Annotated in this window: 18 protein-coding genes and 1 tRNA gene; 13 read left to right on the top strand and 6 right to left on the bottom strand. The window is 45.9% G+C overall.

The genetic code is table 11. The features are described 5' to 3' along the window. Nucleotides 1–135: 135 nt before the first annotated feature. Both bioA and bioB read right to left on the bottom strand, forming a co-directional pair. A complete protein-coding gene (gene bioA / locus N4A56_RS03740; RefSeq protein WP_295545131.1) occupies nucleotides 136–1,497 on the bottom strand; it encodes an adenosylmethionine--8-amino-7-oxononanoate transaminase in 1,362 nt (453 codons plus the stop codon). A gap of 9 nt (nucleotides 1,498–1,506) precedes the next feature. Then, on the bottom strand, nucleotides 1,507–2,487 hold the full coding sequence (gene bioB, locus N4A56_RS03735) for a biotin synthase BioB (RefSeq protein ID WP_295545129.1): 981 nt from the start codon (nucleotides 2,485–2,487) through the stop codon (nucleotides 1,507–1,509). 212 nt (nucleotides 2,488–2,699) lie between these two features. Between bioB and N4A56_RS03730 the strand changes: the two genes are divergently transcribed. The 5 genes from N4A56_RS03730 (at nucleotide 2,700) to gltX (ending at nucleotide 8,150) form a co-directional block, all read left to right on the top strand. After that, entirely contained in the window at nucleotides 2,700–3,686 is a 987-nt protein-coding gene (locus N4A56_RS03730) for a biotin--[acetyl-CoA-carboxylase] ligase (RefSeq protein ID WP_293669069.1), read from the top strand. A 154-nt stretch (nucleotides 3,687–3,840) separates the two neighbouring features. Beyond that, nucleotides 3,841–5,235, top strand: coding sequence for an MATE family efflux transporter (locus tag N4A56_RS03725; protein ID WP_293669068.1), 1,395 nt, complete (start codon nucleotides 3,841–3,843; stop codon nucleotides 5,233–5,235). A 9-nt stretch (nucleotides 5,236–5,244) separates the two neighbouring features. Continuing rightward, nucleotides 5,245–6,147, top strand: coding sequence for a phosphatidylglycerol lysyltransferase domain-containing protein (locus N4A56_RS03720; protein ID WP_295545127.1), 903 nt, complete (start codon nucleotides 5,245–5,247; stop codon nucleotides 6,145–6,147). A 203-nt stretch (nucleotides 6,148–6,350) separates the two neighbouring features. Further along, nucleotides 6,351–6,584 carry a NifU family protein gene (locus N4A56_RS03715; RefSeq protein ID WP_290922780.1) on the top strand — a complete coding sequence of 78 codons (234 nt, stop codon included), beginning with the start codon at nucleotides 6,351–6,353 and terminating at the stop codon, nucleotides 6,582–6,584. A 174-nt stretch (nucleotides 6,585–6,758) separates the two neighbouring features. Continuing rightward, nucleotides 6,759–8,150, top strand: coding sequence for a glutamate--tRNA ligase (gltX, locus tag N4A56_RS03710; protein WP_293669065.1), 1,392 nt, complete (start codon nucleotides 6,759–6,761; stop codon nucleotides 8,148–8,150). Between the two features lie 187 nt (nucleotides 8,151–8,337). Here the strand turns inward: gltX and N4A56_RS03705 are convergent, their stop codons facing one another. Then, complete coding sequence (locus tag N4A56_RS03705) at nucleotides 8,338–8,592, bottom strand: hypothetical protein (RefSeq protein ID WP_293669064.1); 255 nt, start codon at nucleotides 8,590–8,592, stop codon at nucleotides 8,338–8,340. A 219-nt stretch (nucleotides 8,593–8,811) separates the two neighbouring features. On the opposite strand from N4A56_RS03705, the gene N4A56_RS03700 reads away from it, so the two are divergent. Next, a complete protein-coding gene (locus N4A56_RS03700; RefSeq protein ID WP_293669062.1) occupies nucleotides 8,812–9,495 on the top strand; it encodes a Crp/Fnr family transcriptional regulator in 684 nt (227 codons plus the stop codon). Nucleotides 9,496–9,912: 417 nt separating this feature from the next. Continuing rightward, nucleotides 9,913–10,308: a hypothetical protein gene (locus N4A56_RS03695; RefSeq protein WP_293669061.1), complete on the top strand. Its 396-nt coding sequence runs from the start codon at nucleotides 9,913–9,915 to the stop codon at nucleotides 10,306–10,308. A 145-nt stretch (nucleotides 10,309–10,453) separates the two neighbouring features. Here N4A56_RS03695 and N4A56_RS03690 read toward each other — a convergent pair whose 3' ends face one another. Further along, nucleotides 10,454–11,191: a 4Fe-4S binding protein gene (locus tag N4A56_RS03690; protein ID WP_293669060.1), complete on the bottom strand. Its 738-nt coding sequence runs from the start codon at nucleotides 11,189–11,191 to the stop codon at nucleotides 10,454–10,456. A 392-nt stretch (nucleotides 11,192–11,583) separates the two neighbouring features. On the opposite strand from N4A56_RS03690, the gene N4A56_RS03685 reads away from it, so the two are divergent. From N4A56_RS03685 to N4A56_RS03675, 3 genes are all read left to right on the top strand, one after another. Further along, complete coding sequence (locus N4A56_RS03685; RefSeq protein WP_293669058.1) at nucleotides 11,584–12,255, top strand: Crp/Fnr family transcriptional regulator; 672 nt, start codon at nucleotides 11,584–11,586, stop codon at nucleotides 12,253–12,255. Nucleotides 12,256–12,368: 113 nt separating this feature from the next. Continuing rightward, nucleotides 12,369–14,258: an anaerobic carbon-monoxide dehydrogenase catalytic subunit gene (gene cooS / locus N4A56_RS03680; protein ID WP_293669056.1), complete on the top strand. Its 1,890-nt coding sequence runs from the start codon at nucleotides 12,369–12,371 to the stop codon at nucleotides 14,256–14,258. 92 nt (nucleotides 14,259–14,350) lie between these two features. Continuing rightward, a complete protein-coding gene (locus N4A56_RS03675; protein WP_295545122.1) occupies nucleotides 14,351–15,145 on the top strand; it encodes an AAA family ATPase in 795 nt (264 codons plus the stop codon). 206 nt (nucleotides 15,146–15,351) lie between these two features. Here the strand turns inward: N4A56_RS03675 and N4A56_RS03670 are convergent, their stop codons facing one another. Both N4A56_RS03670 and hcp read right to left on the bottom strand, forming a co-directional pair. Further along, nucleotides 15,352–16,014, bottom strand: coding sequence for a class I SAM-dependent methyltransferase (locus N4A56_RS03670; RefSeq protein ID WP_295545121.1), 663 nt, complete (start codon nucleotides 16,012–16,014; stop codon nucleotides 15,352–15,354). Between the two features lie 380 nt (nucleotides 16,015–16,394). Next, nucleotides 16,395–17,990 (bottom strand): hydroxylamine reductase, encoded by a 1,596-nt coding sequence (hcp, locus tag N4A56_RS03665; protein ID WP_293669159.1) that lies wholly within the window; start codon nucleotides 17,988–17,990, stop codon nucleotides 16,395–16,397. 445 nt (nucleotides 17,991–18,435) lie between these two features. Between hcp and N4A56_RS03660 the strand changes: the two genes are divergently transcribed. The 3 genes from N4A56_RS03660 to infC all read left to right on the top strand — a co-directional run bounded on the left by N4A56_RS03660 (nucleotide 18,436) and on the right by infC (nucleotide 21,051). Beyond that, nucleotides 18,436–18,510, top strand: a tRNA-Val gene (locus tag N4A56_RS03660). Nucleotides 18,511–18,584: 74 nt separating this feature from the next. Next, nucleotides 18,585–20,519 (top strand): threonine--tRNA ligase, encoded by a 1,935-nt coding sequence (thrS, locus tag N4A56_RS03655; protein ID WP_293669050.1) that lies wholly within the window; start codon nucleotides 18,585–18,587, stop codon nucleotides 20,517–20,519. Nucleotides 20,520–20,544: 25 nt separating this feature from the next. Next, nucleotides 20,545–21,051, top strand: coding sequence for a translation initiation factor IF-3 (gene infC / locus N4A56_RS03650; RefSeq protein WP_293669048.1), 507 nt, complete (start codon nucleotides 20,545–20,547; stop codon nucleotides 21,049–21,051). Nucleotides 21,052–21,100: the final 49 nt, after the last annotated feature.

Here is a 21,100-nt window from a genome sequence, read left to right as displayed (position 1 = left end):
GATACAAAGTTCATGGTGCATAAGCCGCGAATAGCATTAGGGCTTGATCTCGTCGCTGTTAAAAGTTTTAGGAAGGGGGTCTGGGGGATAACCCTTTTCCAAAAGGGTTTCCCCCAGCTGCCAGAGGCAAAAAAACTACGCACGTTCCGTAACTGTTTTGATTGCTGCTGTGGTCGCGGCGCAGAGCAGATCAATTTCGCTGATCGTGATGCTGAGCGGCGGCATCAGCACTATCACGTCTCCTAAGTTACGAATAATGACACCGTGCTTTCGTGCTTCCATGCAGACCGCATGTCCTATCTTTTGTGCTGCTGCGTATGGCTCTTTGGTTGCAGCATCTTGCACGAGTTCGATACCAGTCATAATGCCGCGATTACGTATCTCGCCTACATGCGGAAGCTGCTGCATTTCAGCGAGCTTTTTTTGCAGATGGGCGATCTTTGGCTGGAGTTTTTCCATAACGTTGTGGGCTTCAAAATAATCAAGATTCGCAATGCCAGCGGCGCATGCAAGAGGATTTCCCGTGTAGGTGTGTCCATGAAAGAATGTTTTAAATTCTTCGTGTTTTCCTAGGAATCCATTGTAAATTTCTTCAGATGCAACGGTTGCTGCCAGCGGCAGGTAGCCTGCACTGATGCCTTTTGCGAGACAGATAATATCTGGTGTCACGTTTTCTTGTTCGCAGGCAAACATGGTTCCGGTTTTGCCGAAGCCGACTGCAACTTCATCTGCAATAAGAATAACATTGTGACGGGTGCACAAGTTGCGAACGTGCGTCAGATATCCTTCTGGATGCATGATTTGTCCCGCTGCTCCTTGAACGAGCGGTTCAATAACAAAGGCTGCTGCTGTACTTCCATGCTCGGTCAAGACGTCTTTTACGTGCTGGAAACATTCACGGTTACAGGTGGCTTTTTCTTTTTCAAATGGGCAGCGGTAACAGTATGGACTGATGACCTTTTCACCTTGAAACAGCATGTGCTTGTATGTTGCATGGAATAAATCCATACCGCCAACAGCAACAGAACCAATGGTGTCGCCGTGGTAGGCGTGCTGCATGGAAATAAATTTGGTGCGGTTTTGGTCACCTTTTTTTGCCTGCTGCTGAAATTGGAACGCAATTTTAAGTGCAACTTCTACGGCGGTGGAGCCACTGTCAGAGTAAAATACCCGCGTGAGTCCTTCCGGCAGAAGATCGACAAGCCGCTTTGCAAGCTCGGTTGCTGGCACACTGGCAAGTCCAAGCATGGTAGTATGGGCTATTTTAGTAAGCTGCTTTTGCACTGCTTCGTCGATTTCCGGTACGCAGTGTCCATGCACGTTTGTCCATAGTGAAGAAACACCGTCAAGGTAGCGATTCCCCTCGGTGTCGATGAGCCAGTTATCTTTGCCACTCTCAATAATAAGCTGATCCTGCTGAGTCCATTCTGCCATTTGAGTGAACGGATGCCATACATTTGTGCGATCAATTGCTTGCAGTTCTTGTGTAGTACTCATGTGTCTTCCTTATAAGACGCCAAGATTGATAAGCATGTTGATATCGTCATGCATGCTGCGTCCGCTTGTTGTCAGGTAATTGCCGATCATAAGTCCGTTTGCACCAGCCATAGGGATGAGAGCTTGAAGGTCTCGGAGTGTATTTTCGCGTCCGCCAGCAATTAGGATATCCTGTGTCGGGAGGATAAAGCGGAATACCGCTATGGCACGTAATGCCTCGGATGCAGCAAGGAGTGGCTGATTTTCCAGCCGTGTCCCTTTTACAGGAGTAAGAAAATTCAACGGAATAGATGGTACGTTCAAGTCGCGCAGGGTACAGGCAAGTTCAACACGCTGGTTGCGGTTTTCACCAAGACCTAAAATGCCGCCGGAGCAAACCCTGAACCCTGCTTTGAGGGCGTTTTGTACAGAAGCAATATCTTCGTCATATTCGTGCGTGTTACATATGGCAGAAAAATGTGAGCGTGCAGTTTCCAAGTTATGGTGATAACTAGAAAAACCTGCCTCACGTAACCGCGTAGCCATATCAGGAGAGAGCTGTCCTAGAGAGCCGCAGACTTTGATGCTGGTGTGTGTCGTAATGGCGAGAGCTGCTTCGCATATTGTATCGAGTTCGTTATCTGAAAGAGCCATGCCGCTTGTGACAATACCGAACCGGTTTGCTCCGCCTGCCTCTAATTCTTTGGCGCGAGTGAGGAGTGTTTCCGGATCAAGAAGCGGATAGATTGGCGCACCTGTATCATGATATTTTGATTGCGCGCAGAACGAGCAGTTTTCGCTGCACTTGCCTGATTTGGCATTAACAATCCCGCATGTGAAAGATGGGGATGCAGTGAGGGAAGAACGGATACGCTGCGCGCCAGCAAGCAAGTCCAGTGTTGCGCTTTCAGGCAGGTTGATGAGGGTTTCTGCATCTGCGCGGCTGACTCCCTTTCCTGACTGGACAACCTCTTCGCACAGGGCGTACACAGTTGACGTTGTATTGGGCATAGAAGCTCTCTGAAAAAATACGGCAACAATTTGTTGCTTGGTTGCTAAGGATATTTTCAAGTGCACATGGTGTTGTGCTGGCAGCTTTCGCATGTTTTTGGATGACAATTGAGCAAGACTGCATGCTGCCGCGACGTTCTGAAGTAGGTATATGAGAGTGGTACTGTTGTCAACTTTTGCTGTTTGTGTTTGGTTTACAACAAGAGGTGGACATGGCGTTAAAAGGTGATGCGGTTCGCAAAAAAATTGTCGAACTGCTGCAAAATAATACAGAAGGGTACACATCCGGCGAGGATGTAAGCCATGTGTTTTCTATTTCGCGTGCTGCGGTTTCAAAGCATGTTAAAGTGCTGCGCGATCAGGGACATGAGATAGAGTCGGTTACGGGGAAAGGCTATCGCCTATTGCGGAAAGCTGAAAAGCTAACAGAAGTAATTGTGCAGCAGGGGCTGGAGACTCGTATTTTCGGACAGCGCGGGATGCACTACATGGCAAGCGTTGGTTCAACCAACTTAGAAGCCATGCAGCTTGCTTTTGCCAATGCACCGGAAGGAACCGTAGTTGTTGCTGATGAGCAGACAGGCGGGCGCGGAAGGCAGGGACGTACATGGCATTCGCCTGCCGGATGCGGGTTGTATGTGTCGGTAGTACTGCGACCGGATATTGCGCCTAATGAAGCGCCGATTATTACTCTGCTGACTAATGTTGTCACTGCGGAAGCTGTGCATAGCGTTACTGGAATCGTTCCTGTTTGCAAATGGCCTAACGATGTGTTGATTGATGGCTGTAAAGTTGCTGGAAACCTGACAGAAATATTTCTTTCCGGCGACAGTGTGGGACACGTGATTTCAGGCGCGGGTATCAATGTGCGCCCACTCCCTGAGAAGCTTGTGCCGGATTTACGCACTGTCCCGTGCTCTCTTGACGAAGTTGCTGGTAAAGAGCTTTCCCGCGTTGCGTTATTACAGGCATATTTAACACAGTACGAATACTGGTATCTTCTTACAAAAGAGCAGGGGTTTGCACCACTTCTTGCCCGCTGGAAGGCACTTACGGATGTTGTCGGTAAGGAACTTACAGTGCAGGTTCGCGGAGAAACATACAAAGGGATTGTTACGGATGTCTCCACGGATGGAATGCTTGTGCTGCAAAGTGAAGGCGGAGTAGAGCATCGCTTGTTCTCAGGTGACATTTTATAATTTGTAGTCAGATAGGGTGTGCTGGCACTCGTGCTTGTCCAACATGCGACATCGCTGTCCTACGTAGAAAGTAGTATTTTGTACTTTCAGTACTGTACTTTTTTTCCATGCGTATTACTCTTTGCACTTCAACATTTATACTTGGTTAACATTAATGAGTAATTCAGAAGAAGTAGTAGATCCAACGTCATATAAAGCCATCTGGAATCTTGCCTGGCCGCAGATTGTCATGATGATGTTTCATTTTTTGATAGGCTTTGTAGACGTATGGGTAGCAGGACAGATTGATTCAAGTGTTCAGGCTGCGTTGGGAATGATTTCCCAGACCTTTCTGTTCTTTCTTGTTGTCGCTATTGCTATTGGTAACGGCTGTGTAGCTGCCATTAGCCAATCAATTGGGGCAGGGCTGCACCGAAGAGCTGCGCGGTATATCGGACTTGTATTGCTAGTAGGGCTTGCGTGCGGGCTTCTTGTTTCAGCATCAGGGTTAAGCTTTAGGCATGCCTTTTTAGGGATATTACAGACGCCGGATGAAATTTATCCCATCGCTCTGTATTTCTTGAAAATTTATCTTGTACTGTTGCCTATATATTATGTGTTTGTCATTACGAACTCAATATTCAGGGCAAAGATGATGGTGTTTGTACCAATGCGCGCTATTGCTTTGGTCGCGACTGTAAATACCATTGCAGACTTAGGGTTCGGTCTTGGGTGGTTCGGCTTTCCAGAATTTGGCTACAAGGGTGTAGCGTGGGCAACGTTGCTTTCTGTCACCGGTGGTACAATTTATAATCTTAGCGTGCTTCGTAGAAAGGAGATACTTGCCCGATCTTCTTTTGCACCGTGGCGCTGGGCACGCCTTGCCTTGCCGTATCTTGTTAAAGTTGCGGCTCCAGCTGGTGGTACTCAAGTGCTTTGGCACACTGGATATATTGTTCTTTTTGCGATTGTCGCATCGCTGCCGTTTGATGCCGTTAATGCTCTGGCAGGGCTTGCGGCAGGCATGCGCATTGAGTCCTTACTGTTTCTACCGGCATTTGCATTTAATATGACAGCAAGCATTCTTGTCGGGCATTTTCTGGGAGCAGGGAACAAGGTAGAAGCAAAGCGGGCTGGGCTGCGTATTTTAGGGACAGCCTGCGGCTTGATGTCGATAGTCGCTGTCGCCTTCTGGCCGTTTATTGACCCGATGGCTAGATTTCTTGCACCGGAAGCTGATGTAACGATTCAGGCTGCGGTGTATTTGAAGTATAATATTGTTTCTATTCCGTTTACCGTTGCCAGTATGACCCTTGGCGGGATTATGACTGGCGCCGGTGCAACTATATATAACTTTTGGATTTATAGCAGTGCGTCGTGGCTGGTGCGTTTGCCTGTAGCATATGTCCTTGGACATCTTGTGTTGCAAGATGCCGAGGGCGTGTACATTGCTATGCTTATATCGCAAGTGTTCCAGTCTACAATCATGTTTTATATTTTCATGTATCGCGACTGGTATCGCTTCAGCATGATTAAACGCAAAAAAAATACGACTGCTCAGGCTGCATAGGAGTCTTTGATGGAAGAACTGATTTTCGAACCTATTACGTTAGATCGTAAAGACGAATATATGGAACGTCTGGCTCAGAGCAAAACGAAGTCATCTGATTTTAGTTTTACGAATATTTGGGGCTGGGCAGATGAATATGGTCTCGAATGGGCATGGACAAAAAATTTAGTCTGGATTCGCCAGTCCACTACGGTTGGTTCCGAAATTCCAGTGGTTCGCTACTGGGCACCTATCGGTAATTGGGAAAATGTAGATTGGACACAGTGCCCGTATATGAAACAGGCTCGCACATTCCATCGTGTGCCAGAACGGTTACTTGAAATTTGGAATGAAAAACTTGGCGGTCGCGTTCGTGCTGAAGAAGATCGCGGGCAGTGGGACTATATCTACGATGTTCAAGAATTGAGCGAACTGCGGGGTAAAAAATTCCATAAAAAGAAAAACCTCGTTAACCAGTTCAAGAAGCTCTACACGTATACCTATGAGCCTATGACTGCTGACTGCGTAGAAGCTGTGCTTGAAATGCAGGAAGAATGGTGCATGTGGCGCGAATGCGAAGATTCTCAATCATTACTCGCCGAAAATGACGCAATCCGCCGCGTATTGGAACAGTGGGATGAAATACCTTCCCTTTTAGGTGGCTCGATTCAGATTGACGGTAAGGTTATTGCGTATACTGTTGCTGAAGCGATCAACGGTGACACGGTTGTGATCCATTTTGAAAAAGGAAAAACGGACTACAAAGGTGTCTATCAGGCTATCAACAATTTCTTCATGAAAGAAGAAGGTTCTCGCTTTACCTTCGTCAACCGTGAGCAGGACTTGGATGATGAGGGGCTGCGTAAAGCAAAGATGAGCTATAATCCTGTTGCATTTGCGAAAAAATTTATCGTTGAACTTGCTGAGGGGTAACAGAACTCTTAAGCAAGGCAGCCGATAGAGTTTTTATGTGATTGACTTGCGCCAGTTTCAGACAATTGATGAGCAATATGTTTGAAACTGGCGTTTTTTTGTGGGGTACGAAAAAAAGGCAGTTTGGTTCTGTCTATATTTGACACCGTTTTTTAACGGCGATAGAAGTGCCACACATTATATACAGAACTGTGAGGGATACAATGACTCTTAGAGAAAAAGTTGAAGCAGCGTTGGATAAAGTTCGCCCGTACCTTCAAAATGACGGCGGCGACGTTGAACTGGTTGATGTTACTGAGCGCGGTATTGTGACCGTACGTCTTACTGGTGCCTGTAAAGGTTGCCCGATGTCCCAGATGACACTGCGTAATACTGTTGAGCGTTTTGTTCTCAAAGCAGTACCTGAAGTTAAAGCTGTTGAACCAGCTGACGACTAATTTATCTGATTATATACCTGCGGCGCGTATGTGCGTAGCTTTGATGTTTTTAGTACATGAGTTCTAAGAAGAACATCGTAGTTCAGGGAGCTTGTCTTCCACTTAAGAAATGCATTGTCTGAATGCAGGCGTGCATCGTTGGCAGCAGGTTTTTTATATTTAGGAGATAGTTACATGGCTAAAGTAGTCACTCGTTTTGCTCCGTCTCCGACCGGGCATTTACATATCGGCGGCGCTCGTACCGCTATTTTTAGTTGGTTGCTTGCTCGTCATAATGGCGGGGAATTTGTTCTGCGTATTGAAGATACAGACAGAGAGCGTTCTGAGCAGCAGTACACAGACGCAATTCTTGCTTCCATGGAATGGCTTGGTCTTAGCTGGGATGCAGAACCTGTATACCAGAGCCAGCGCGACGACCTCTACAACCAGTACATCGATCAGCTGCTTGCAGAAGGCAAAGCATACTACTGTGACTGCACTGCGGAAGAAGTAGAAGCAATGCGTGAAGAAGCACGTGCTAATGGCAAGAAGCCAAAATACAATGGCAAATGTCGTGAGCTTGGTCTGGAAAAAGCAGAAGGTCGTGTTGTGCGTTTCAAAGCGCCGCTTACTGGTCGTACCGTCTGGAAAGACCTTGTGAAAGGCAATATTGCCTTTGATAATGAAGAGCTAGACGACATGATTATCCGCCGCAGTGACGGTTCTCCTACCTACAACCTCGCTGTGGTTGTCGATGACCATTCTCAGGGAATCTCTCATGTGCTTCGTGGTGACGACCATGTAAACAACACACCAAAGCAGATCATGATTTATGAAGCACTTGGTTGGGATGTTCCTGAATTTGGACACGTTCCGATGATTCTTGGCTCTGACCGTAAGAAGCTTTCCAAGCGTCACGGTGCAAAGTCTGTTATGGAATATGAAAAAATGGGTCTGCTTCCTCAGGCATTGGTTAACTACCTTGTACGCCTTGGCTGGTCTTACGGCGATCAGGAAATTTTTGCTTTGGAAGAGCTTATCGAAAAATTCTCCACAGACAACCTTTCTTCTTCTGCTGCCGGTTTTGATCCAGACAAACTGCTTTGGCTTAATGCGCAGTACATGAAAGATACCGCTGATGCTGACCTTGCAGCACTGGTAGCTCCGTTTGCTAAAGAAGCTGGTTTTGAAGTTTCTGTAGAAGACTTAACCGTTATGGTTCCTCTTTTTAAAGACAGAGCTAAAGATCTTATCGGTCTTGTTGATGCAATGCGCTTTATGCTTCTTTCCGATTCTGAATATGAATTTGAAGAAAAAGCAGTCAAGAAAGCGCTGACTGAAGAAGGCAAACAGCACCTTGCAAATATGCGTGAGCAGTTTGCAGCACTTGAAGCCTTTACTAAAGATACAACTCACGATGTTATGGGTAACTATGTATCTGATAACGGCCTCAAGTTTAAGGCTGTAGGGCCTCCACTGCGTGTAGCACTTGTGGGTGCTATGGGTGGTCCTAACCTTCCTGACGTTATGGAAATTATTGGCAAAGAACGTACTCTTGCCCGTATCGACCGTGCGCTTCAGCAGTAGGTAAATAATTTCGATATGCACTGGAAGCTCACACGATATTGAGCTTTCAAGGAATGAATAGAAAAAGGGTGATTCTACGTAACTGTAGAATCACCCTTTATTTTTCATAAGAGCGCTGTGCTGTTCTGAAAAAAATTAGCTGGAAACTTGTATTGTCTGCGCTGTGTGCAGTATCAGACGAATTGCACTACTGCGTTGGCAAATCGTCTTTAGTAAACATGCGCCAGCTAGTGGAACCTTCCTGAGTGGAGTCTGGCTCAACGCGCAGAATAGGTTCACCTTTCCAATAATATATCATGGAATCATCTGAGAACACATCACATTTCATGTTCTCTGCGATAACGTGCGGTTCTAGTTTTGCAATTTCAATTCCGAGTTCACTTAATTGTTCACGCAACAGTTCTTCAACGCGTGCTGCTACACTTTGGGACATTTTGCTCATAGAGTTCTCCTCATAATGATGTGAGGACTATAGCCTCGTTTCCAACAGTTCGCAATTGTGCAAAGGGGTGAAACGCAGGCAGGGACAGTAAAATTGAAAAAAAGACGTCTTGACTGTACATCTGTATAAGATGACCATACTTACACTAAGAGCTGAAGATGTTCTTTATGGTAATTTTTTTCTACGCAATCCACCTGACATATATGCAAAAGGAATATTATGGAACTTACAACGGTGCTTTCCAGAATGCCATTTTTTAGCGGACTTTCCACTGAGCAACTTGCAGAGTTGGCAGACATTGCAGTGAAAAAAAATGTAGGGCGTGGACAAATTATCTTTTATGAATCAGCTCCGGCTGAAGGTTTCTACATAGTGCTTTCCGGCAGGGTGAAGATTTACAAGACAGGTCCTGATGGTCGCGAGGCGATCATTCATCTGTACGGTTCCGGTGAAACTTTCGGCGAAGTGGCTGTTTTTCAGAATAGTTCTTTTCCCGCACATTCTGAAGCTGTTGAAAAATCTACACTGGCATTTTTTCCGCGAAAAGGGCTGCTGGAGTGTATTGCTAATGACCCTGCACTGGCTCTTGCCATGCTTGGTTCCATGTCCAAAAAACTCCGCATGTTTACCAAGCAGGTAGAGGCGTTGACCCTGCATGAAGCGCCGCAGCGTCTGGCGTCGTATTTGCTGTACACCAGTGAAGAAAAAAATGGTGCTGTCACGTTCAAATTGGACGTATCCAAAGGCTTACTCGCCGGAATGCTTGGAACTGCTCGCGAAACACTGTCCCGTACGCTTTCAAAGATGGCAGACAAAGGGCTTGTTTCAGTGGAAGGGCGGCAAATAACCATTGAGGATATGGCAGCACTCGAAGATTTAGCTGAAGGGGAAATTGTTCTGTAGCCTGAGACTTCTTTTTTGAAAAAAACGATTATGCTTTTTCGTATGTGATTTTCGACTGTTGCGTGAGAGGTATTGTTGGGGAGCCTGTCTTATTGTTTGTAGAGTAGGATGCAACATCCTGTTAGCATTGCTAGATTACACGTTGCGATATCTTTTTGAGCCGTCTTTGAAGTAATTCAAAGACGGTTTTTTCTGTAATAAAAGAATGATGCAGTGCTTTTTATCCATAGTACATAAAGACTACTGCGATTTATCAAGAATATTACAATGTAGTAATGTTTGTTTTGTGTTCTTTCTGCTAGCGTGTTGGTAATTGCTTAAGGTTGTTGCGATCAGTGTAGCAGCGAGCTGCATTTACGAATGTTGAACGTAACAGGTTATTTTAGATTAAAAAATCGTTTTGATAGGAGGCACCTTATGGTAAAGGCAAAAGTTATTGCTTGTAATATTGGCGCATTGGTTCTTATGGCTGTTTTCGCACTGCCGATTATGGCTCAGGCACAAACATGCGCACCGCGGGTTGCACCGCAGCCATGCGTACAGCCTTGTGTACAACCATGCCCACAACCATGCGTACCTGCTTGTCCAAAGCCTTGTCCGATTGAGGAAGTGGTAGTGGAAAAAGTAGAAGTAATCGACGTTCCTTGTTCACCTTGTCCGCCATGCGCGGTGCTTACAGTTCCATGCAACCAGATGGCAATTAAAAAAGTGCTTTCTGATGCATCCGAATGCAAAGTAAGACGCCCTTGTGCAGGCCCTTGTGGCTTTGTTCAGCCTAACGGCAGATGGTGGAAAGCTCCTCACATGCAATAGCATGTTGCTTATGAATAGTGCATAGCTAGATCATAGCATGCACTAGCTGAAATATGAAAAGACCGCAGTACATATGTGCTGCGGTCTTTTTTACGTTGTCGTTTTTAGGCTAATGTCGTTGCGTGTGGAGATTGCAGGGTAGTTGCTAACCGAACATAGTTTTTTGTGCTTTTGCGCCAGCGCATGTCATAATGGTTTCGTTGGCTGCTACATCAACACCGGAAAGCTTAATTGCATCGGCAAGCGCTCGTGAGAGACCGGTGCAACAAGGTACTTCCATGCGGAGTACGCTGATAGAGCGGATGCCGCTGTTGCGGATGATGTCCGCAAGTTTATGCACATACTCATTGGTATCATCAAATTTTGGGCAGCCGATGAGAACAACCTTGTCCTTAGCAAACTCGCTATGGAAAATTGGAGAGGCTGCCGCAGCACAGTCTGCTGCTACAAGCACATCTGCATCTTTAAGAAACGGCGCAGAAGGCGGCACGAGGCGAATTTTTAACGGCCAGTGTCCGGGGCCGGAAACTTTGTTGCCCGGAACTTCAATCTCGACTGTTTTCATGCTTTTTACATGAGACCCCATGCAACCGCACGGGCTGGACTGAGGGGCTTCTTTTGCCTGCTGGGCATCACGTTCTTTTACCCATGCCATTGCTGCTTCTTCGTCAAATTCAGGAGCTTCACGTTCAATAATATGCAATGCGTCCTGAGGACATGCACCGAGACAGGCTCCTAAGCCGTCACAGTATTCATCTTTAACAATCTTGGCTTTTCCATCGATGATCTGAATAGCACCTTCGGCACAGTCGAGAACGCACAAGCCGCAGCCATCACAACGTTCTTCATCAATTTCAATAATTTTACGCATCACTTTATTCATAAAAACTCCTTTTAGCGAAGTCGCTTTAATTCCTCATTTGTTGAGTTCACTATACGCGGTTGGCATTTTAATATTGTGACATACAGCAAAAATAGAAACTTTTTTGAATTTGCCAATACTTTTATTACACAATGTGCGCTTCTGAGTGAGGAGGTTCGCTGACCGCATCCTCGTATATGCCTGATTTATTAGCTATGAATGGTCTTAAATGTTGGAATAGGTAACTGTACATTTGATGATGTTTAGGTTCTTTTCTTTATACCACGGAAAATGCGTGTCATCAGTCAGGGTAATACTAAAATGTTGATGGGACTTCTTGCAACTTTTGACCTCTTGGGCAATCTTAATGGGATATGAATTGTGTAACACGAACTCATTATGAGGATATACGCATGAAGTTCGCCGAAATAAATCTTCTATCAGAACTGTCGAAGCCGGAATTTGCGGAGTTGCGCGCCGCCATGCATGAGCGCAAGTTTGTTGCTACGGAAGTAATCGCTGATCCTTCCTGCACTACGGATGAGGATATGACGAAGCCGGATTTTTATGCAGCCGGTAGTGTTTTTATTGTTAAGGAAGGAAGGCTGAGAGTTTTTCTGGCTGCGGAAGGGAAAGAATTTACGCTTGCTATTCTGGAAGCTGGAGATATCTACACCTGTCACACAGGAACATTTGTTCAGGCATTGACCTCCGGTGTTTTGCTGACAACGAGTATTGCGGTATTCCACACATACATGCGCGATATTCCACAGGTTAGCAAAGTAATGGTGCGTATTCTTGGCAATATGCTCAAAAGTACGTTTGGTATTATTGATGGTCTTGTTTTTGGTGATGCATCAACGCGCCTTGCAGATTTTCTTTTGTCTGTTGCAAAAGATGAAGAGGGTAAGCGGTTAGCCCGATTAGGTATGACTGGTGAGCAGCTTGCACAGCATATTGGCTCTACACGGCAGACGGTATCTACACTGCTGAACGATATGGTTCGTTCAGGAATTCTTCTCCGTGTTAAACGTGGCGTGTTCGAAATAGTCGATGAAAGCCGATTAGAAGAGTTGAAAAAATAATCAAGCGGTATTGTCGAATTTCTTTTTTAACCAATTGTCAGCTTGCTGACAGATTTATTATATTGAATGTGAAAAAACGGAGGCAGATAACTTTTTTATGGAGGAGAGCACAAATGGCAAAAGAAGTGAAACAACCTGAAGATATGTCGATTTGGGAAGATGCGCAGGCGATGATCCGTAAAGCAAAAGCGGAAAGTATTGAAACTGCGTGGGATAGATTGGAACGTCAAACTCCACACTGTAAATTCTGTGATCTTGGCACAACATGCCGTAACTGTATCATGGGACCTTGTCGTATCAGCACCAAACCGGGTGCGAAAATGAACCTTGGCGTTTGCGGTGCCGACGCAGACGTTGTGGTTGCACGTAACTTTGGTCGCTTTATTGCGGGTGGCAGCGCTGGTCACTCAGACCATGGTCGCGACTTGATCGAAGTTCTCGAAGCGATTGTTGAAGGAAAAACAGACCATTACCATATTTCAGAACCGGAAAAGCTGACCCGTATTGCTGCTGAGATAGGTATTGAAACCGAAGGTCGTGAACTGAATGATATCGCGAACGACCTTGTTGAAGAATGTTATAAAGATTTTGGTTCGCGCCGTTCTTCTCTTGCATTTCTCTCCCGTGCTCCAGAGCAGCGTCTTGCTTTATGGGATCGCGTAGGAATCACACCTCGTGGTGTTGACCGTGAAATTGCAGAAATGATGCACCGTACACACATGGGCTGTGATAACGATGCACCTAATACTTTGCTCCACTCAGCACGTTGCGCACTATCTGACGGCTGGGGCGGTTCTATGATCGGTACAGAACTCTCCGATATTATTTTCGGTGTTCCAACCCCATCACGCTCTACAAGCAACCTTGGTGTTATTAAAGAAGACAAGGTGAACATTCTTGTTCACGGGCACAACCCAGTTGTCTCTGAAATGATTTTGGCTGCTGCACGTCTTCCGGAACTGGTTGAAAAAGCAAAAGCTGCTGGTGCTACAGGTATCAACGTAGCAGGTCTGTGTTGTACAGGTAACGAGTTACTTATGCGTCAGGGTATCCCGATGGCTGGTAACCACCTTATGACAGAACTTGCGATTGTAACCGGTGCTGTAGAATCCGTTGTTGTAGATTACCAGTGTATCATGCCTTCCATGGTAACAATTGCACAGTGTTACCATACCCGCTTCATCACTACTGCGGAAAAAGCTAAGTTTACTGGCGCAATGCACTTTGAAGTGCACCCGCACAACGCGCTTGAACAGGCAACCGCCATTGTTGAAGAGTCTATCAAAGCGTACATTGAGCGTGATGCTGGACGTGTAGAGATTCCAGCACAGCCTGTTGAAATTATGACAGGTTTCTCTAACGAAGCTATTCTTTCTGCGCTTGGCGGAACACTCACCCCTCTGGTTGATGCAATCAAAGCAGGCAAGGTTCGCGGTGTTGTCGGGATTGTAGGATGTAACAACCCTAAAATTAAGCAGGACTCCGCAAACGTCGGTCTTGCAAAAGAACTTATCAAACGTGATATTCTTGTTCTGGTTACTGGCTGTGTTACAACTGCTGCCGGTAAAGCTGGGCTGCTCGTACCGGAAGGTATCGAAATGGCTGGTGAAGGGCTGAAAGAAGTTTGTGGCTCTCTTGGCATTCCACCAGTGCTCCACCTTGGTAGCTGCGTAGATAACGCACGCATCATGCAGCTTTGCGGTCTTGTAGCTAAAGAGCTTGGCGTGGATATCTCCGACCTTCCTGTGGGCGCATCTTCTCCAGAATGGTATTCAGAGAAGGCTGCTGCAATCGGTATGTACGCTGTTGCCAGTGGTATTATGACACACCTTGGTCTTCCTCCGAACATTCTTGGTTCCGAAACAGTAACCAATATTGCTCTTGAGGGACTTGAAGATATCGTAGGTGCACACTTTGTTGTGGAAGATGACTACGTTAAAGCAGCGGAGCTTCTGGATGCACGCATCCGCATGAAGCGCGTTGGACTTGGTCTTTCTGAATAGGGAAAAGTGTTAGTCTAGTTTGTGATATTCCGGTGCGGAGCGCACCTTCGCACCGGATTTTTTTGTTGGTACGGCATGGGAGAATGGATAGAATGAAGTTAGCATTTGCAGGCAAAGGTGGTGTAGGCAAAACAACCCTCACTGCATGGATGGCAGATTATCTCGCACGAAAAGGACAGAATGTATGGCTGGTTGATGCCGACACAGCTCTTTCGTTGGGTGAAGCCTGCGGTATAGATAGAAGTAGCTTGCCAGAAGCGCTTATTCATCGGGAAGATTTAATCCGTGACCGTATCAGGCAGGAAAACACATCCATGTTTACGCTTAACCCTGACGTGAGCGACTTGCCGGAGGCGCTTTCTGTTGAACTTCCTGTTGTCGGAAAGGTTGAGCAGGGCGTAGACGTCGGTGCAAAGCGTTTACTTGTCATGGGGACAGTGACCGGAGCCGGAGGGGGGTGTGCATGTGCTGCGAATACACTTCTTAAAGCAATTTTGGCACATCTGGTTCTCGAAAGAAACGACTGGGTGCTCGTCGATTTAGAAGCAGGAGTGGAGCATCTGGGACGCGGAACCGTAGCGCATGTAGACGGTCTTGTTGTGGTCTCTGAACCAAGTATGCGAGGGTTGCAGACTGCCGCAGATGTTGGAACCATGGCAGGCGAATTGGGCTTGAGTAAACAGGTGCTGGTACTTAACCGTTCTGATATTGAATCTCCAGAATTACCTGACCTTGAAGGACTTCCTTCTCAGGTTGTTTCGATGCCGTACCTTGCGTCACTTGCTGCACGGCAGCTTACAACAGGGAATGTACTTGGACTACCGGATGATGAAATTGATGCCGTAGTTCAGCGAGTTTTGGCGAGTTTTGGAGCCAAAGTGATGTAGATAATCCACCGTGTGGAATGTGATCTTTGTAAAAAAGTCAGAGAAAAATTTTGAGTAAAGGCAGTCGTAATGACTGCCTTTTTTATTTGGAGCTTTTACATATACATTGAGGCAAAGCATGAAAAAGCCAGATGCTATGTGGGTAGGTATCTGGCTTTTTATCTTTTGGATATGCTTCACAGCTATACTGCTCTAGGGGATACGCACTACCGTTCACCGTTGCGAGCAGAGAATAACGCGACGCTCCCTTTTACTTCAATTTTAACGCTGGTGAATCTGGATTCAAGCTCTTCCCGTAAGCCGTTGCGGTAATCGCGAGTATTAGAAAATCTACCGTTTTGATTGTAGAAAGCCATAAGCTTTTGTGCTGCAAAACTATGGCAGACTCCGTGGCTCAGGATTGTTGAGCCGAAAATAGTGCCGCCGTCATGGAGATATTCTTTTAAATGATCCATGAGAACTGCTTTTTCTTTTATCGCACCGGAAATATTGTGGAAAAGATAGTTAATACTGATGGAGTCGAACTTTTTGCATGGCAAGTTGAGCGGTGAAAGCACATCTGCCTGATAGACTTCTGGCTTGAAGCGTTCAATACGAGTCGCTGCAGCTTCGAGCGTTGTGTTGTCTGTATCGATTAACGCAAGGCGTCGTTTTTGTTCAAGCAAGCATTTATCAAGAAAATAGCCGGAGCCAACACCGACATCAAGATGGTTCAGTGTTACATGGGTACGGAAATGCTGGCGGAGGAATTTTGTAGGGCAACGCCATATCAACGAGTTTGCAATGCCAAGATCCCATACGTCATAGAGCGAAGGTAGTGATGGCGCGTAATTAGATGCAGTAGCGCGAAAAAGTAGTGATTGTTTCATTATATAATCTCCTCGCAAGGCGTAACGATAAGCCTCGGGGTTGTAGTCTGTATTGTCTGCATGGTGGTGAAAAAAGTACAATTTGAAATTCGTATCGTATAAACGCTGTTTAGGAAAAGTTAAAAAAAGCAATTGATTGGTAAGGATACAATACGATTGTTTTTGCAGATGCAGGCAGTATAGCGGACATATAGATAAAGCGCCCTGTTGTTGCCGCAGGGCGCTTTATCATTGATAGCCATGACGTGAGTACAACATCATTAAAAAGAACGAAAGTTGAAATCACATCACAAGGAGATGCAAGCGAGGATTTAGTAAGTCGAAAAGTTAAAGCCTCCCCCGTTTGCATAGGCGGGAGAGGCTTCGTGCTTAGGATGAAGCTATCCAAGGATAGCTTTAAGGTCTTCTTCTGGAGTGGAAATAGGCTTAATTCCGTAATTCTCTACCAGAACGTTGAGGATGTTCGGGCTGATAAATGCTGGGAGAGAAGGTCCAAGTCGAATATCTTTAATGCCGAGAGAGAGAAGGGTAAGGAGAATTACCACAGCTTTCTGCTCGTACCAGCTGAGAATCAAGGACAGTGGAAGCTCGTTAACATCGCATTCAAATGCACCGGCAAGGGCGATTGCAATCTGAATTGCAGAGTATGCATCGTTACACTGACCAACATCAAGCAGACGTGGAATGCCGCCGATGTCACCGATTTTCTTATCAAAGAAGCGGAATTTACCACAGGCAAGGGTAAGGATTACGGTATCCTGTGGAGCCTGCTCAACAAACTCGGTGTAGTAGTTACGTCCCGGTTTTGCGCCGTCACAACCACCAACAAGGAAGAAGTGGCGGATTGCGCCAGCTTTAACACCTTCAATCACCTGTTCTGCAACGCTCATTACGGAGTTGCGACCAAATCCGCAAAGTACACTTCCGTTGTCTACGGTATCTGTAAAGCCCGGCTGTGCGAGAGCGCGATCAATAACTGGTGTGAAGTCTTTTGTCGGTCCAATATGTGTAAGACCAGGCCAGCCAACAAGACCAGTTGTGAATACGTTATCTTTGTATACATCCTGAGGCTTCTGGATGCAGTTTGTAGTAAAGAGGATAGCGCCCGGAAACTCTGGGAATTCCTTATGCTGGTTCTGCCATGCAGTACCAAAGTGTCCGTAGAAGTGTTCAAACTTTTTAAGCTCTGGGTATGCGTGGCATGGAAGCATTTCGCCATGCGTGTAAATATTGATGCCTTTGCCTTCTGTTTGCTTGAGAAGAAGGTAGAGGTCTTGAAGATCGTGACCGGAAACGAGGATTGCTTTACCCGGTACGTGACCAAGAGGAACTTCAGTAGGTTCTGGGTGACCGAAGGTTCCGGTGTTTGCTGCATCAAGAAGTTCCATTGCGCGAAGGTTCACTTCACCGCACTTGAGGCAGAGACCAAGCCATGCCTGAAGGTCGCGTTCTGTATCGTCGTAACCGGCTGCAAGACCTGTGTATACGAAATGGTACACGGCGGAATCTTGCTGACCGAGCACTGCTGCGTGGTCAACATACGCACAGAGACCTTTCATGCCGTAGAGAAGAAGCTGTTTTGCAGAACGAATGTCTTCGTCTGTATCGAAGTTTTTAATTGAATGTGCTTCGCCCTGAGCAATAAGACCTTCGAGGGTTTCGGCAGGTTCAAATGCACCCGGTCCGCTCTGGAAGTGGGTATCAAGCGCTCTGCGGTGTGCAACGATTTCGTTGATAAATTTTTGGAAATCTTCAGGAGTAAAGTTTACATTCGTAAGAGTGGTGAACAGCATTTTGGATGTAAAGTGACCAAGGTTGTTGCTGTTGTCCCCTTTTTTCAGTGCGGCAAGAGCAAGACCGCGAAGTGCGTACACGGTGAGATCTTGCAGAGATGCTACGTCTGCTTTTTTACCACATACGCCGATTTTTTCGCAGCCGGTTCCTTTGGCTGTCTGTTCACACTGGTTACAGAACATGGTTAACTCCTTTGCTGGATCATTTGCGTGCGTTGCCTCATCTGACTGGAAAAGCTTTTTGAAGAAATCTAACATACTGGTACACCTCGTATTGTATGTGAAATTTATGTGTATCTCATCTAACGACAACATCAAAGCAATTCAGCAGAAGAAGTGGACATAAGAGAAAATCTGTCGCCGTTGAATGCAACCTATCTCCCCCATGCATTTAATTCTGTGACGCGTGTCAAAAAACAGGGGAAGGATAAAAAATATATTTCATGTTTTACTTTTTGACGTATTGAATTTCTCACGTTCACAAATGGAGCGACATTATATAGGATAAAACCAGCATTGGCAGAGAGGATTTTCTATTCTACCTGCAAGGAAAAAAGAGAAAAATGTAAAAAATATACTTGACGGGTAAGCGGGGAATGCGTAAATACCTTCTTCGCCGTAACGGTGTAGGCGCGTAGCTCAGTGGTAGAGCACTACCTTGACATGGTAGGGGTCAGCAGTTCGATACTGCTCGTGCCTACCAACACTGACGGATTGTAGGGAGGCGGAAGCCTCCCTTTTTTTTTATATACTCGAAAAGTTTCAGGAGATGCCATCGTGAACGTGTCTATTGAAGGACAAGTTGTAGAGGTAGCAGCAGATGCAAGCTGCCGTGATGCCCTGAGAGAAGTACTCAGTGGTAAAAAACTCAAGACTGTGTTGGCTGCAAAATGCGGTACAACGACGCTTGATATTACTGCAACTGTTCCAGCAGGTTGTGAAGAAATTACGCCTGTATACGCTGACACGCCGGAAGGTCTGGATTTGCTCAGACACTCTACTGCACACATTATGGCTGATGCAGTAAAACGTCTGTTCCCATCTGCTAAGGTTACTATTGGTCCTTCTATTCAAAACGGTTTTTACTACGACTTTGACGTAGAGCGTCCGTTTACTACTGAAGATCTTGAAGCCATTGAAGCAGAAATGACAAAGATCATCCGTGAGGCTGCTCCTTTCACCTGTGAAGTTGTTTCTAAAGAAGAAGCTAAAAAAATCTTCGCAGACATGGGTGAGAACTACAAACTTGAACTTATCGACGCTGTTGATGACGATGTAGTTTCCATCTACCGCCACGGTGAATTTGCAGACCTGTGTCGCGGACCTCATCTTCCTACTACAGGATACGTTAAGGCGTTCAAACTCATGTCTGTTGCTGGTGCGTACTGGCGCGGTGATGAAAAGAACCCTATGCTTTCCCGTATCTACGGAACTGCGTTTGCAGATCCGAAGGCACTGAAAAAATACCTTAACCATCTTGAAGAAGCAAAAAAACGCGATCACCGTAAACTCGGTACCGCACTTGACCTTTTCAGTTTTCAGGAAGAAGGCGGCGTAGGTATGGCGTACTGGCATCCAAAAGGTGCATTGGTACGTACTATCCTTGAAGATTTTGAACGCAAAGAGCACTTAAAACGTGGGTACGATATCGTACAGGCACCGCAGATCCTCAAGCGTGAGCTTTGGGAGCGTTCCGGTCATTACGATAACTACCGCGAAAATATGTACTTCACTGAAATTGATGAAGTTCCATATGGTGTAAAACCGATGAACTGCGTTGCACATATGCTTATTTATAAGTCCCATATGCGCAGCTACCGTGACCTGCCAATGCGTTATTTTGAGCTTGGTGTGGTTCACCGTCACGAAAAGTCCGGCGTTTTGCACGGTCTTATGCGTGTACGTCAGTTCACTCAGGATGATGCTCACATCATTTGCCGTCCTGACCAGCTTCAGGAAGAGATTGTTGGTGTTCTTAACTTTGTTAAAGACATTATGAATGTTTTCGGTTTTGAATACTCTCTTGAGCTTTCCACCCGTCCTGAAAAATCCATTGGCGAAGACGCAGATTGGGAACTGGCAACAGATTCTCTGATTAAAGCGCTTAAAGCCATTGATCTTCCTTACGAGATAAATGAAGGTGACGGTGCGTTTTACGGGCCGAAGATTGACGTAAAACTTCGCGACTGCCTTGACAGAGAATGGCAATGTGCTACCGTTCAGTGTGATTTTACCTTGCCAGAACGCTTTGACTTAGGGTACGTGGGCGAAGATGGTGAACGTCACCGTCCTGTAATGGTTCATCGCGTTATCCTTGGTTCGGTTGAACGTTTTATCGGTATTCTTACAGAACACTACGCAGGTGCTTTCCCAACTTGGCTTGCACCTGTTCAGGCACGCGTATTGACCGTTACCGATGCACACAACGAATTTGCAGAAAAAGTCAAAGCGGAACTTCTGAAAGAAGGTATTCGCATTGAAGCAGATACTCGTAATGAAAAGCTGGGCTTCAAAGTTCGTGAAGCTCAGGTTTCTAAGATCCCGTACATGCTAGTTATCGGGGATAAAGAGATTGAAGAACAAGGTGTCAACGTACGTATGCGTAAGGGCGAAAATCTTGGTCTTAAATCCATTTCGGAAGTGGCAGAGCTTATTAAAGCTGATTGTGAAGAACCGTTTAAAAGCGGAGGGTTAAGCTATCGCTTTTCCTAAGTATCGTCGGCAAGAGCCGCAGGATATGACAAAGCGCAACGAACAGATTCGTGCGCGTGAGGTTCGCGTTATTAGTGAAACAGGTGAACAGCTTGGTATTCTTAACAGAAATCAGGCCATCGACATCGCTAAAGATAAAGGACTCGACCTCGTTGAGGTGGCTGCTAATGCTGAGCCACCTGTCTGCAAGATCATGGACTATGGTAAGTACAAGTTCGAGCAGAAAAAGAAGAAACAGGAAGCAAAGAAAAATGCTGCTGTAGTTCAGGTTAAAGAGATTAAAGTTCGTCCTAAAACTGACGAACATGACTACCAGACCAAACTTAAGCACATTCGTCGTTTCCTCGAAGCCGGTGACCGTTGTAAGGTTACTGTGTTCTTCCGTGGGCGTGAAATCGTTCATAAAGATCGCGGTCTTACAATTCTGGAACGGGCTATGGAGGATACCAAAGATATCGCAAAAGTGGACCAGATGCCACGTTCCGAAGGACGTACCCTGCACATGTTGCTGGTACCGACTGCGAAAAAATAAGCATTCTGGCTTGATTTTGTGATTGATTTGGAGCAATATCCCCGTTTCG

The sequence above is a fragment of the Halodesulfovibrio sp. genome, from assembly GCF_025210605.1.
Classification (GTDB): domain Bacteria; phylum Desulfobacterota; class Desulfovibrionia; order Desulfovibrionales; family Desulfovibrionaceae; genus Halodesulfovibrio.
Note: the sequence above shows the minus strand (reverse complement) of the source record. Positions and strands in the feature narration are given on the sequence as shown.